Origin of the sequence: Sorangium sp. So ce836, assembly GCF_028553905.1 — a bacterium.
Lineage (GTDB): Bacteria > Myxococcota_A > Polyangia > Polyangiales > Polyangiaceae > Sorangium > Sorangium cellulosum_D.
This window is the reverse complement of the sequence record NZ_CP102233.1, coordinates 10,479,196-10,492,560: the sequence shown is the minus strand read 5'-3', so window position 1 is coordinate 10,492,560 and position 13,365 is coordinate 10,479,196. Positions and strand designations below refer to the sequence as shown.

Genomic DNA, 13,365 nt, shown 5'->3' with positions numbered 1-13,365 from the left:
GTGGTCGTTGCGCTTCCGGACCCGATGCTTCGTCGCCTCGACGACGGGAGCCCCTCGCACGGCCTCGCCTCGAGGGCTGTGTCGTCCGGTTCGACCCCCAGCATGTCCAGATGACACACCTCCCTGTCCAGATGACACACTTCCCTGTCCAGATGGCACACTTCTCTGTCCAGAAGACGCCCCTCCGTGTCCAGACGACGCTCCTTCGCGTCCGGATGACACACTTCCGTGTCCGGGTGCGAGCTGTGACGGTCCGTGCCAGTGCCCGGCGCCTTGTGGCTCATCGAAGCCGCCGTCCCCTGGCCTCGCGGTGAGCGCCGGCGGGGGTCTCCGCGCGGCGGGGGCGGGTGGGCGCGGCGAGCACCGAACGAGGTGCCATAAGGTTTCAGGGGGCTCTGCGTCTCAGGCGCGCCTTGTGTGGCGCGCGACGAGACGTCCCAGGAGGCATGGCCCGAAGTGAGACATGCCGGGCGGTGTTTTCAGCGCGAGCGCCTCGGTCCCCGTCTTGGCGGATGGCCGAGCGCCCACCCGCCCCCGCCGCGCGGAGACCCCCGCCGGCGCGTGCGTCTCGGGATCGCGCTCCCTCCGCGTCCCACGTCGCACCACCCCCCCCGGCCCCTGGATCAGAGAAAGCCCCACCGTCTTTGACCCCCGGCCTCGCCGAACTTTATCCTGGCGTCCCCGGGGCGGGGCCGCCCCGGCGCGTCGGCTCGGCCCGCCGTGGACCCAGGGAGACCCAGGGAGAAGACCGGAAGCACTATGGCGGAGTTCGTTTGGGAGGCGCGCGGCCGCACCGGAGAGATCCGGAAGGGCACGATGGAAGCCGAGAACGAGGCGGCGGTGCAGAACCGGCTCCGCGCTCAGCAGCTGAGCCCGACCCGCGTCAAGAAGAAAGGCGCCGCGCTCAACATCAGCCTGAGCTTCGGCTCGGGCGTCGAGGCCAAGGACCTCGTCAAGTTCATCCGCCAGTTCGCGACGATGATCGACGCCGGCCTCCCGCTGGTCCAGTGCCTCGAGATCCTGTCCAACCAGGAGCCGAACAAGATCTTCCAGGCCGCGCTGCGCGACATCAAGAACACGGTCGAGCAGGGCGCCACGTTCAGCGACGCGCTCCGGCGCCACCCGAAGATCTTCGACGACCTGTTCGTCAACCTCGTCCAGGCCGGCGAGGTGGGCGGCATCCTCGACAGCATCCTGAACCGGCTCGCGATCTACATCGAGAAGCGCGTGAAGCTCGCGCGCCAGGTGCGCGGCGCGCTCGCGTACCCGATCGCCGTCATCGTGATCATGATCGTCGTCATGGTCGTGCTGATGTCGTTCGTCATCCCGTCCTTCGAGACGATGTTCGCGGAGTTCGGCGCGAAGGACGCGCTCCCGCAGCTCACGAAGATCGTCATCGCGACCTCGAAGGCGTTCGTCACCTACCTGCCGCTCATCGCCGTGCTGACCGTCGCCGCCATCGTCGGCGGGACCTACTTCTACCGCTCGCCGTCCGGCAAGCGGATGGTGCACCGCCTCGTGCTCCGGCTCCCGATCATCGGCCCCGTCATGCAGAAGATCGCCGTGGCGCGGTTCTCGCGCACGCTCGGCACGCTCCTCGGCTCCGGCGTGCCCATCCTCGACGCGCTCGACATCGTCGCGAAGACGGCGGGCAACGTCGTCGTCGAGGAGGGCCTCATGTACTCGCGCCAGAAGATCTCCGAGGGGAAGAACATGGCCGAGCCGCTCGGCGAGATGCAGGTCTTCCCCGGCATGGTCGTGCAGATGGTCGCGGTCGGCGAGCAGACCGGCGCCCTCGACACGATGCTGAACAAGATCGCCGACTTCTACGAGGAGGAGGTCGACGTCGCCGTCTCCGCGCTGACGTCGCTGCTCGAGCCGCTCCTCATGGTCGTCGTCGGCAGCATGGTCGGCGTCGTGCTCATCTCGATGTACCTGCCGATCTTCGATCTCGCCGGCAAGATCAAGGCGGAGTGATGTCGCCCGCGGCCCCCCCGGCGGACCCGGGCGGCGAGGCCGTGGCGCGGCGGGACGAGGTCGAGGCCGGGCCGCCGCCGGCGCGGCCGGTCGCGTCGCCGGTCCCGCCCGGCGCACCCGGCGGCGCCGAGGCGCCGCTCGCGAGCCGGCTCACCTGGCTCATCGCGCTGCGCCTCGCCGTGCTCACGGTCTTCCTCGTCGTGACCGCGGCGGTGTACCTCCGCGGCTTCACCCCCGGGGGCTTCTCCAGCATCGTCGCGCTCGTGACGGTCGCCGTGGCGTACGGCGTCTCCGGCGTCTACGCGGTGTTCCTGCGCATGCGGCGCGCCCTCCGCGCGATCGCACGGGCGCAGCTCGTGACCGACCAGATCACCTGGACCGCGCTCGTGTACATCACCGGCGGGGCCACGAGCGGCGCCACGTCGCTCTACGGCCTCACCTGCCTGACGGGGGCGATCCTCCTCGGCGTCCCCGGCGCGATCGTCGCCGCCGCGTCCGGGGCGTCGGCGTACCTGCTCCTGTGCGCCGCGCTCGGGCTCCACCTGCTCGGCGTGCCGCCCGACCAGCCCGCCGGCGCGTACGCGACGCAGTGGGACGAGCTCCGGTACCCCATGTTCGTCAACCTGCTCGCGATCGTGGTGGTCACGCTGCTCGCGAGCTACCTGGCGGAGCGGCTGCGCGCGACCGGCGGCCGGCTCGTGCAGGCGACGGCGCGGGCGGAGCAGGCCGAGCGGCTCGCGGCGCTGGGCCGCCTCGCCGCGGGGCTGGCCCACGAGATCCGCAACCCGCTCGGCTCGATCGCGGGCTCCATCGAGCTCCTGCGCACGGGCGGGACGCTCTCCGACGAGGACCGGAAGCTCTGCGAGATCATCGAGCGCGAGACGGCGCGCCTGAACGACCTCGTGGGCGACATGCTCGATCTGTCGCGCCCGCGGGTGCCGGCGCTCGAGGGCGTGGACCTCTCGGCGACGGCCCGCGACGTCGTCGTGCTCGCGGGGCGCTCGGGCCGCGGCGGCGACGTCGAGGTCCGCTTCGAGGGGCCGCCGTCCGCGCCCGTGACCGCCGACGCCGCCCAGATGCGCCAGGTCGTCTGGAACCTCGTGCGGAACGCGATCCAGGCGAGCTCGGCGGGCGCCGTCGTGACCGTGCGCCTCTGGCGCGACGCGGGCGCCTGGCTGCTGGAGATCCGCGACCAGGGGCGGGGCATCCCGGCGGGCGCCCGCGATCGCCTCTTCGACGCGTTCTTCACGACCCGCACGCACGGCATGGGCATCGGGCTGGCGGTGGTGAAGCGGATCCTCGACGATCACGGCTTCGCGATCGAGGTCGACAGCCGCGAGGGCGAGGGCACCGCGTTCCGGGTGCGGGTCCCGGTCGGTCCGCTCGCGGCCGGCGAGCCGGAGCCCCGCGCGGACGCCGCGGCCGGCGCGCAGCTCGCCCCGCGATCCCGCTCGGCGGGCTGACGCGGGGGCCCCGCCGCCGCGCTCGCCGCGCGTCACACCGGGCGCGTGGCGCTCCGTTCACGCTCCCCGGCGCGTCGCGGCCCGGGGCCCCGCGGGAGATTGCGGCGGAGCCCGCCCCCGCGCGTGAATAGCCCGGGGAGACCGTCGTCTGCCCCTGGACAGCGGCCGGGCGCCGGCGGATTGCCCTGTGGTTTCGCGGCGTTCATGGAGAGCACGGACCGGACGTGGCCGCGCCGCCGCGGCCCTCGTCCGACGTGGCAGGCCGCTTGCCTCGTGCGTAGAACGACTAGAACGAGGGCGAGCAGCGCAAGCGACCGAGGCTCGCGCGCGGCTCGCAGGCATAGAAGGAGAACCATACGTGACACGCAGGATGAACCATCTCTTCGCGGCGACGTTCTCGCTGCTCGCGCTCACGCTCGGCCAGGTGGGCCTCGCGAACGCCGGGCCGGCGACGGACGTGGTCAAGGCCAAGCAGACGGTCCTGTTCGACCTCCTGAAGAAGGGAGGGGCCGAGAACCAGAAGAAGGTCGGCGCGGTCTTCGACGAGATGCTCGACTACTCGGCGCTGGCGGAGAGCTCGCTCGGCAGCGAGTGGGCCGCCCGGACCGACGCCGAGAAGAAGCAGTTCACCGAGCTGCTCAAGCAGCTCGTGCGCAAGGCCTACGAGCGCAACCTGAAGAAGACGCTCGACTTCAACATCGAGTACACGAGCGAGACCCAGAGCGACGGCGTCATGACGGTCAAGACGAGGGCCGTCTCCAAGAAGGACGCGCGCGAGGAGCCGGTCGAGATCGCCTTCAAGCTCTCCGAGAAGGGGGGCACCTGGCTCGTGCGGGACATCGTCACCGAGGGCGTCAGCCTGGTGGGGAGCTACCGCGCGCAGTTCACGAAGATCATCAAGAAGGACGGGTTCCCGGCGCTCGTCCAGAAGATGAAGGACAAGCTCGCCAAGGGCGACGTCTGACGCGCGACCGCTGACCGCCCGGCGCGCCCGCGCGGCCGGCGCGCCCGCGCAGCCCGGCCGCCCCGGCCGCTCGCGGCCCCTTCCCGGGCGCCCGGCCGCTCCTCCCGCCCGCTCCGCCGCGTCACCCTTCGTCCGGCGTGATCGCCGTGAACTCGCCTCGAATGCCGCGGGGTTGATAGCCTTGGCGGGTATGGCTGCTGGACAGAGGCGCGGCCGGTCGGCGCGCGCGCTGGGCCTCTCGCCGTCGCTCCGCGCGCTCGCGCCCGGCGGCGGCGCGGCCTCGCGCCCGCCCGACGACCGCCCCATCCTCCGGCTCGCCGTCAGCAAGGGGGCGCTCGCGATCGAGCTCGGCGAGCCGTTCGCGATCGGCCCGCTCCGCGTCACCGAGCTCGTCGTGCGGCTCGCCGGGATCCGGTTTCCCGTCGACCTGTCCGGCGGGGTCGCGCGCTTCCGGCACCGGCGCGGCCAGCTCGCCCGGCTCGTCGTCGAGGCGCAGGGGACCGAGCTCGCCGGCTGGGCCGCGCCGCGGCTCCGCGGCTTCCTCGGCGACGGCGCGCCGCAGCTGATCATCGCGCCCATCGTGGACGGCGCGCTGGTCGCGCTGCGGTCCGGCGAGGCGGCGCTCGCGTTCGACGTCGCCGTCGCGCCCAGCGAGCGCGCGCTCAGGCTCCTGCCGGAGCGCGCCCGCGGCGTCGGCCTCTCGGCCCCGCCGCACGCGCTCGCGCTCCAGGCGCTGTCGATGATGGCGGGCGCGCACGGCCGCCTCGTCGAGGGCGCGATCGTGCTGGACGCCGCGATCGAGCGGGTCGTGCGCCTGCTGCTGCCCGCCGCCGGCGCGAGGGCGCCCGCGGTGGCCGGGGTGCAGTGGGCGTCGGTCGTCGCGGAGGCGGGCCGCTTCCGCGCCGAGGGCGCGCTCGACGCGGCGCCTCCGGCGCTGGGCGACCGCGCGCTCCGGGCGCTCGAGGCGGCCGAGCTCGCGGGCGCCGCCGACGAGCTCGCGCTCGCGGGCGGTCACGACGACGCGCGCCGCGTCTACCTCGCCGCGCTGGAGCGCGCCCCGCGGCACCCCGAGATCTCCGCGCGCCTCGCGTGGATCGACCTCATGGCCGGCGAGCGCGCCGAGGGGGCGCTCTCGACCGTCGTCGACGCCATGCCCGCCGTGGACGCCGGCCTGCTCGGCGGCGCGCTCCTCGAGGCGGTCGGCGACCGCGACGGCGCGTTCTCGGCGCTCGCGCGCGCCGCGCACGCGGAGCCGTATGGCCCGCTCGCCGCGCTCGCCTGGCTGCGCGCGGCGCGGCTCGCGGACGCCATCGACGTGCGCCTCGACGCGCTGAACCTCGGCGTCGCGCGCGCGCCCGGGCTCGACGCGCTGCGCTGGGCGCGGCTCGAGGCGCGGCTCGACGTCGCCGACGTGCGCGGCGCGCTGGCGGACGCCGAGCACCTCGAGGCCGCCGCGCGCGGGGCCGAGGCGCGCCACGCCGCCTCCCGCAGGGCCGCGGAGGCGTTCCTCGCGCGGGGCCACGCGGCCGACGCGCGGGTGTTGTTCGAGCGGGCGCTCCGTTACGCGCCGGAGAGCCCCGACGTCGTCGCGGGCCTCGCGCGCTCGCTGCGGGCGGCGGGGGAGGGGAGGCGCGCGCTCGATCTCCTCGCCCGCGCGCGCGTCCTCGCCGCGCGTGGCGGCGTGCCCGCCGGCGCGCTCGATCTCGAGCTCGGCCGCGGCCTCGCGGAGATCGCCGGCGATCTCCCCGCGGCGGTCGCGCGCGTGCGGGCGATCCCCCCCGGCGCGCCGGAGTCGCTGGAGGCGCGGCTGCTCGAGGGCCGCTGGTGCGCCGAGCTCGGCGATCTCGGGGGAGCGTCGGTCGCGCTCGGGCGGCTGCGCGACGCGGTGGAGCTCGCGCTCCAGGACCGCGCCGCCGACGCAGGCTCCGCCCGCGCGGCGGGCTCGCCGCTCGCCGGCGGCCCGGCCGCCGTCGCGGCCCTGCTCGCCGAGGCCGCCGAGATCGAGGAGCGATCCCGCGGGGATCTCCTCGCGGCGCAGCGCCACCTCGGCCTCGCGCTGCGCCTGCGCCCGCGCGATCCGGAGATCACCGCCGCGTTCCGCCGCGTCTCGGGCGAGCTCGCGCCCCAGGGGGCGCCCCCGCGCGGGGCGCGGCCGAGCGCCGCGCCTCGTCCCCGCGCGACCGAGCAGCGGATCGAGGTCCACGTCCCTGCGCCGCCTCGCCGGCGCACGATCCCGCCCGAGCCCGTGGTGGTCGCCCCGCCGCCGGCCCCCTCGCCGCCGATCGCGCCGGCCGCGATCGCCCGGACGCCGGCCGTCACCGCGCCGATCGCGCCGGCCCCCGCGCCGCGGATCGCGCCGCCGGCGGCCCCGCCGATCGCGCCGCGCGATCCCGGGCTCCTCGACGAGATGCCCACGTTCGACAGCGGCGACACGTCGACCGACCTGCCCGACATGCCGCCCGTCCCGAACAGCGTCACGCTGGCGGAGGGGCAGGCGCCGTTCGCCCGCGCGTTCGGCGTCGACGACGAGCTCCTGGCCGAGCGGCTCGCGGATCGGCTCCGCGCCGATCCCACCGACCACGGGGTGGCGATGGCGCTCGCCGACGTGCTGGAGCGGCTCGGCCGCGATCTCGATCTCCTCGCCCTGCTCTCGGCGCGCCTCGAGGAGGGTGACGAGGCCGCCCGCCAGGAGGTCGCGCCGCGGCGGCGCGACGTGCTCGTGCGGCTCGCCGCGAGGGCGCGGGCCGAGGGGCGCGCCGCCGAGGCGGAGCTCTACGAGATGCTGCTGCACGCCGAGCTCGGCTGATCGCGACGGCGCGCCGCGCGCCGCGCGTTTGGCCCGATCGCCGCGCCCGTGATAGCCGGATCTCCTGCGCAGCGCGCGCAGCGCTTGGAGGTGCAGCATGGCCGAGCAGCCGACGAACCGCGTCCAGCAGGAGGGCTCGCCGTGCGAGCCGGGCGCCTCGCCCGCGAGGCCGGGCCGTCCGATCATCGTGCAGAAGTACGGCGGGTCGTCGGTCGCCGACGTCGACAAGATCGGCAAGGTCGCCGACCGCGTCGTCGCCGCGAGGCGCGCCGGCAACGACGTCGTCGTCGTGGTCAGCGCGATGGGCAAGACGACCGACGGCCTGCTCGCCCTCGCCCGGCAGGCGGCGAGCGCGGGCGGCGGCGCCGCCGCGGATCCTCCCCGGCGCGAGCTCGACATGCTGCTCTCGACCGGCGAGCGCGTCTCGATGGCGCTCCTGTCGATCGCCATCCAGGCCCGTGGATTCGAGGCGATCTCGTTCACGGGCTCCCAGTCCGGCATCCTCACGAACGATCGCCATTTCGACGCGCGCATCATCGAGGTCCGCCCGTTCCGGATCGAGGACGAGCTCGCGCGCGGCCGCATCGTGATCGTCGCTGGCTACCAGGGGATGAGCTACCGCCGCGAGATCACGACGCTCGGCCGCGGCGGCTCCGACACGACGGCGGTGGCGCTCGCGGCGGCGCTGAGCGCCGAGCGCTGCGAGATCTACAGCGACGTCGACGGCGTGTACTCGGCCGACCCCCGTGTCGTCCCGGACGCGCGTCACCTGCCGGAGCTCGACTGCGCGGTCCTCCAGGAGATGGCCGAGTGCGGCGCGAAGGTCGTCTGCGCGCAGGCGGTCGAGTGGGCGCGGCGCTCCGGCGTGGCGCTCTATGCGCGCTCGACGTTCGACGTCGCCCCCGGCGCGCGCGAGACGGTGGTGCGCCGGTTCGCCCCCGGCTCCGCGTCCTCGACGCACTCGGCGCGCGCGATCGTCGCCGAGGGCAACGTCGTCCTCGCGCGCGCTCCCGGCGGTCTCCGGCTCGACGCGCTCCTCCGCGCGGCCGGCGAGCTCGGGCTGGGCTTCCGCGATCTCTCCTTCGGCCCTGGCGGCGGGTCGTTCGTGATCCCGCTCCTCAACGTGCCCGACTGGCAGGGCGCCAAGCGCCAGCTGGTCGCGTTGCTCCCGCAGATCGAGCTCGACGAGGGCCTGGCCTCTGTCAGCGTCGTCGGCGACGGCCTCACCGCGACGGCGTCGCCGCTGTCCCGCTTCATCGAGGTCCTCGGCGGCGCCGGCATTGCCCCCCGGTTCACGGTCGCGTCCCCCTTGCGCCTCGGCACCCTCGTCGACGCCGTCGACGCCGCCCCCGCGCAGCGCCTGCTCCACGCCACGTTCGTCGAGCCCTGATCCTCAAGGCACGTCCCCCAACTCTTCGACTCCGCAGACCGTAGGCCCCCGGGGAGGGTGTTCTCGGCGCGGGGCAGGGGGGTGGGGATGGGCCGATGTTTGAGCCTGAGATGTGAGCCATCCGGCTTGCCGGATGGCTCACATCTCGGGCGAGTTCGGCGGGGCCCCACCCCCCTGCCCCGCGCCGAGAACACCCTCTCCGGGGGCCGGCCAGCTCGGCGAGCTAGTGCTTCCGCTGCCTGGTGAGCGCGATGAGCCCCGCCCAGAACGCGACCCACGCCACCTCGCGCGACGGATCCCACGCGATCGCCGCCGCCCCGATGGAGGCCGCCTCCTCCTCGCCCCCGCCGTGCCCCGTCGCCCCGATCTCGGCGACCAGCGTGGGCGCGCCGCTCGACGGCACATGGACCAGCTGCGCCCGGCGCTCGCCCTCGCGCGCCACGAGCGCGAGCAGCGGCGAGGCCTTGTGGTCGCCCGCGAACGCGAGCGCCACCACCGCGGGCAGCCCCTCGATCACGCGGAAGGTCTCGCCCCCGTCGCGCGACACGCACAGGAGCCCCGCGCCGGACAGCGCGATCGACCGCCCGCCCGCCGCCGCCGCGAGCCGACCGTCGCCGGCCTCCGCCGCGCGCCGCGCCGCCCCGGACAGCGGCACGACCGGCGAGCCCTCGTCGTCGCCGCGCAGCCGCTCGAGCTGCGGACCCGCGGCCGCGCTCGTGAGCGCCACGATCACCCCCTCGCTCGCGCTCATCCGGAGCACGCCGTCCCGCAGCGCGGGCCCGGGCGACAGCGACAGCGCGCCCCGCGTCGGCGCGACCGCGGCGTCGCGGCGAGGCGAGCCCGCGGCCACGGCGGAGCCGGCCTCCGGCGGGACGGCGACCGCGCCGGCCGCGGGCGACCACAGCGTCTTGCCGGCCAGCACCCAGAGCCGCCCCGGCGTCGTCGCGAGCGTCACCGGCGCCCCGCCCGAGCCCCACGCCCCGAGCGCGCTCGCCGTCTTCCCCCGGTCGTCGCTCAGCAGCAGGTTGCCGCGGCGCGTGGCGATGAGCAGCGCGCTGTCCGACAGCGCGATCGAGGACGCCGACGTGTCGACGCCCGCGCGGCGCGCCGACAGCGCTCCCGCGTCGACCACGAGCACGGTCCCGCGCTCGCCGCCCGTCCGGTCCGCGCGGCGGGAGCGGCCCGCCGCGCGCGCAGCCGGCTCGCTCGCCAGCGCGGGCCCTTCGCCGGCGCCGCCGGCGACGACGCAGCCGCCGGCCACCGCGAGCGTGCTGCACGGGACCGCCGCCCCGGCGCCCTCGACCACCGTCCACGGCTGCGCGTCCCAGACCGGCGCCTGGTCGTCCGCGAGGTCGGGCAGCTCCGCGAGCAGATCCTCGCCCTCGTACGTGCCTTCCTGATCCGCGTCGAGCGCCGGCAGCTCGCGCTCGTCGACGTCGTTCGACGGATCCTCCCCGGTCCCTTCGGCGCCGCCGTCGTCGTGCCCCTCGCCCTGATCGTCGAGGTCGTCGTGCTCGGCGTCGTCGTGCTCGGCGGCCTCGTCGGACACCCACGAGCCCGCGTCGGCGTCGTCGATCCCCTCGTGGAGCGCCCCCACGTCGATGCCCTCTTCCGCGGGCTCGTCCTCCCCGGCCGCGTCCTCGTCCGCGGCGAGCTCGACGCCGACCTCCAGGTCGCTCGCGTTCGCGTCGTCGAGCCCGTCCTCCGCGTCGTCGAGCGTCTGCAGGAGCTCCTCGAAGGTCTCCTCGCCCGCCTCGTCGTCGTCGTGCCCGAGCGGCGGCAGATCGAGCAGCTTGCTGTCGTGCTCGTCGTGCTCGCGCTCGAGCTCGTCATCATCGACGGCGGTCTTCGGCTGCGGCGCCGGGCACGTCTCGCGTGGGTCCGCCGTTCGTTCGCTGCAAGCTCGTGAGGCTGACATCGGCGGGAGTGTAGCGCCCCTCGCGGCGCTTTCGCCCCGCGCCGCGCCTCGGCCACGCGCTCCGCCGCCCTCCCGAGCCCGCCTGCCTCGGCGCGCCGCGGCGTCGGCCTCCCCGCGGCCCCGGCCATCACCCGCTCCGCCCCGGTGATCCTGCTGGCGGACCGCCCCGGAGATCATCTTTGTACAAAGATTGTCTCACGCGTCGGCGTGTCGCATGAATTGTATCGAATTTCACTTAAATCCCAGGCGGAGTACAGAGATTTACGGACAATTTCATGTGATTCCGGAGCAGATGGTTGATACAATGTTTGTTGATATAATTTGACGGAGGGTGTTCATGATCCTAGAGTCCGCTTCGATATGTTCGACATCGTCGTCACCTCGGCGCCGGCAACGCCCTTCGCCCATCGGGTCGCCTCTGCGCTTCGCGAGGCCCGCATGCGGGTCGTCACGTGCGAGGTCGCGCCCAACCGGCCGCCGCCCGACGCGCTGCGGGTCGACGCGGCCGTGGCCTGCGCGCAGAGCCCGGCGGCCCTCCTCGACATGGCCCGCTCGCTCCGCGCGGTGCTCGACGGCCCGCCGCCCGTGATCGGCGTCAGCTCCTCGCGCACCATCGTCTCGATGGCGGAGCTCGTGGGGGTGCTCGCGGACGACGTCCCGGGCTCGGTGCTCGCCGCGCAGGTCCAGCGGCTCGCGGCGCAGGCCGAGCGGCAGCGGAGCCGCGTCATCCTGCGCGGCGAGCTCGACGACGTGGGGCTCGACGGGCTCCTCGCGTCGCTCGCCTCGCGCAGCCGGAGCTGCTTCATCCGCGTGCGCGCCGGCGCGCTCCGCGCCGAGGTGACGGTCGACGCCGGGCGCCCCGTCCACGCCCGCGCCGACGGCGTGCGGCCCTCGGAGCGCTGGACCGACGCGCTCGACTCGCTCGGCGCGTGGCGAGGCGCCACCTTCGAGGTCGTCGCGAGCGACTCGAGCGGGCCGCACCGCGGCGAGCGCGAGAGCCACTACCCTCCGGCGTTCCCCGCCGACGACGCGGCCGACGTGGCGCTGGCCGCCGCCGTGGTCAACGCCTGCACCGCCTACGCGCGCGCCTGGCTCGGGCCGCCGATGACGTCGCGGCTGCTCGCGTCCTCGTGGACGACGGCGCGCGAGCACCACGGCGCGCTCGACGCGTTCGCCATCAGCGGCGACGCGCTCGTCTCGGTCTCCCAGATCGATCGCGCCCGCTCGGCGATCCCGCAGGCGGTCGCCGCCTGGATCGTCGCCTTCTTCGACGCCGCCGCGGAGAGGGTCCCGTCGCGCTTCCAGCGCCATCGCATCCGGGAGGTCCTCGGCGGGCTCACGCGCCTGGTCGAGCAGGTCGGGTGGGCGAGCGTCTTGTTCGAAGGAGCCGAGCGATGACCCAGATGTCGACGATGGATGAGGTGCCCGAGAGCCCGCAGGACGCCCTCCCCCTCAGCGTGGAGCGCCTCGCCGAGATGACCTCGCAGGAGGTCGACGACCTCCCGTACGGCTTCATCGTGCTGGACGACGAGGGCGCCGTGCTCCTCTACAACCGCTACGAGCAGCGCATGAGCCGCCTCCCGTCGGCGCGGGTCGTCGGCAGGAACTTCTTCCAGGAGATCGCCCCCTGCACCCGGGTCGAGGCGTTCCTCGGCCGCTTCCGCGCCCTCGCGCAGCAGCCGCCCGGCGCGACCGATCGGTTCGCGTTCCGCTTCCACTTCCTCCACGGGGCGCAGGACGTCTTCGTCCAGCTCGCGCGCGCGCCGGTCGATCGCGTGTTCATGACCGTGCACCGCGTGCCGGTCCAGCGCGACGAGCACGAGCGCCCGGCGACGATCCGCCACGAGCGCGATCGCGGCCGGCTGAGCGGCCCGCTCGGCGCCATGTTCCCGCTCGCGTGGGATCAGGTCGCCGCGCTGCTCGCGCGGGTCGGACAGGGCGCCGCGCGCGAGCTCGGCCGGGGCGTCGGCCGCAGGATCGCGGGCGTCGCGGAGAGCACCGTCGTCGAGGCGGGCGCGGCCGCGCTCGACAAGGCGCCGGTGCTGCTCGCGGTGGGCGCGCTCGATCAGGCGCTCGCCGAGCTCGGCATGGGGCGGCTCGCCGCGGATTTCTGCGCCAACCCCCCGCGCGTCGCGTGCTTCGTGCGGCCGCCGGTCGCGTCGGGATCGGTCGAGCTGTCCGCCTTCTACGAGGGCGTGCTCGAGACGACGATCGGCGCCGCGCTCAACGCGGCGCACGTCGCCCGGTGCATCGAGGGGACCGAGCTCGCGGCGACGCCGTGGCGCTTCGTGGTCGTGCCGATCGAGCGCGCCCACGAGCTCCGCGCCTTCGAAGGTGAGCGGCCCGACGATCTCGCGAAGCGTTTCGGTCTCCTCGAGAGCGGCTCGGGGGCCGCGGATCGTGGGCCGGCCGCGGCCTCTTGACGCGGCGAGGGCCCTGGTCATCCCCGCCGGGTGTGCCCGCTGGATCCCTCCGGCGAGCGGTGCTTAGCTCCGCCGTCGATGGGCCGGCGCGACAGCAATTCAAGGCGAATCGCCGCGGCGTCTCCGGCCGATGGGCAGCCTTCGGCGGGGGACGCGGGGCCGCTCGGGCCCGCGCGCGGCCCGCTCTCGGTCGCGGAGGCGAGCGCCGGGATGCTGGTCCAGGACGTCGTCGTTCATCCGGCGGACGTCGTGTTCGTGAAGGGCATCGTCGAGGCGAGCGACGGCGTCGCGCTCCTGCTCGCGGATCGCGGGGGTGAGCTCACGCTCGCGTCGCCGCTCGACCGGGGCGACGAGTTCGCCGAGCTCCTGCTCGATCTGGAGCGGGACGTCGGGGCGCGGCGCCGCGGCGCGCCACGCTGAGGGG

Annotated in this window: 9 protein-coding genes; 8 read left to right on the top strand and 1 reads right to left on the bottom strand. The window is 75.0% G+C overall.

Annotated features, from left to right (window positions below):
* Window positions 1-759: 759 nt before the first annotated feature.
* From NQZ70_RS38215 to NQZ70_RS38195, 5 genes are all read left to right on the top strand, one after another.
* A complete protein-coding gene (locus NQZ70_RS38215) occupies window positions 760-1,977 on the top strand; it encodes a type II secretion system F family protein (RefSeq protein ID WP_129578637.1) in 1,218 nt (405 codons plus the stop codon).
* On the top strand, window positions 1,977-3,440 hold the full coding sequence (locus NQZ70_RS38210; RefSeq protein ID WP_129578636.1) for a PAS domain-containing sensor histidine kinase: 1,464 nt from the start codon (window positions 1,977-1,979) through the stop codon (window positions 3,438-3,440). Before NQZ70_RS38215 ends, NQZ70_RS38210 begins: the two co-directional genes overlap by 1 nt.
* A 370-nt stretch (window positions 3,441-3,810) precedes the next feature.
* Window positions 3,811-4,404: a phospholipid-binding protein MlaC gene (locus NQZ70_RS38205; protein ID WP_129578635.1), complete on the top strand. Its 594-nt coding sequence runs from the start codon at window positions 3,811-3,813 to the stop codon at window positions 4,402-4,404.
* Window positions 4,405-4,594: 190 nt separating this feature from the next.
* A complete protein-coding gene (locus NQZ70_RS38200; RefSeq protein ID WP_129578634.1) occupies window positions 4,595-7,210 on the top strand; it encodes a tetratricopeptide repeat protein in 2,616 nt (871 codons plus the stop codon).
* Window positions 7,211-7,307: 97 nt separating this feature from the next.
* Window positions 7,308-8,600, top strand: a complete 1,293-nt coding sequence (locus NQZ70_RS38195; RefSeq protein WP_129578633.1) for an aspartate kinase — start codon at window positions 7,308-7,310, stop codon at window positions 8,598-8,600.
* Between the two features lie 223 nt (window positions 8,601-8,823).
* Here NQZ70_RS38195 and NQZ70_RS38190 read toward each other — a convergent pair whose 3' ends face one another.
* A complete protein-coding gene (locus NQZ70_RS38190; RefSeq protein WP_129578632.1) occupies window positions 8,824-10,518 on the bottom strand; it encodes a hypothetical protein in 1,695 nt (564 codons plus the stop codon).
* Window positions 10,519-10,878: 360 nt separating this feature from the next.
* Here NQZ70_RS38190 and NQZ70_RS38185 point away from each other — a divergent pair, with 360 nt between their 5' ends.
* The 3 genes from NQZ70_RS38185 (at window position 10,879) to NQZ70_RS38175 (ending at window position 13,361) form a co-directional block, all read left to right on the top strand.
* Window positions 10,879-11,916: a DUF4388 domain-containing protein gene (locus NQZ70_RS38185; RefSeq protein WP_129578631.1), complete on the top strand. Its 1,038-nt coding sequence runs from the start codon at window positions 10,879-10,881 to the stop codon at window positions 11,914-11,916.
* Window positions 11,913-12,941 (top strand): PAS domain-containing protein, encoded by a 1,029-nt coding sequence (locus NQZ70_RS38180; RefSeq protein ID WP_129578630.1) that lies wholly within the window; start codon window positions 11,913-11,915, stop codon window positions 12,939-12,941. Before NQZ70_RS38185 ends, NQZ70_RS38180 begins: the two co-directional genes overlap by 4 nt.
* Before the next feature lie 78 nt (window positions 12,942-13,019).
* The gene (locus NQZ70_RS38175) at window positions 13,020-13,361 is read left to right on the top strand and encodes a hypothetical protein (protein WP_129578629.1); all 342 of its coding nucleotides are present in this window, start codon (window positions 13,020-13,022) and stop codon (window positions 13,359-13,361) included.
* Window positions 13,362-13,365: the final 4 nt, after the last annotated feature.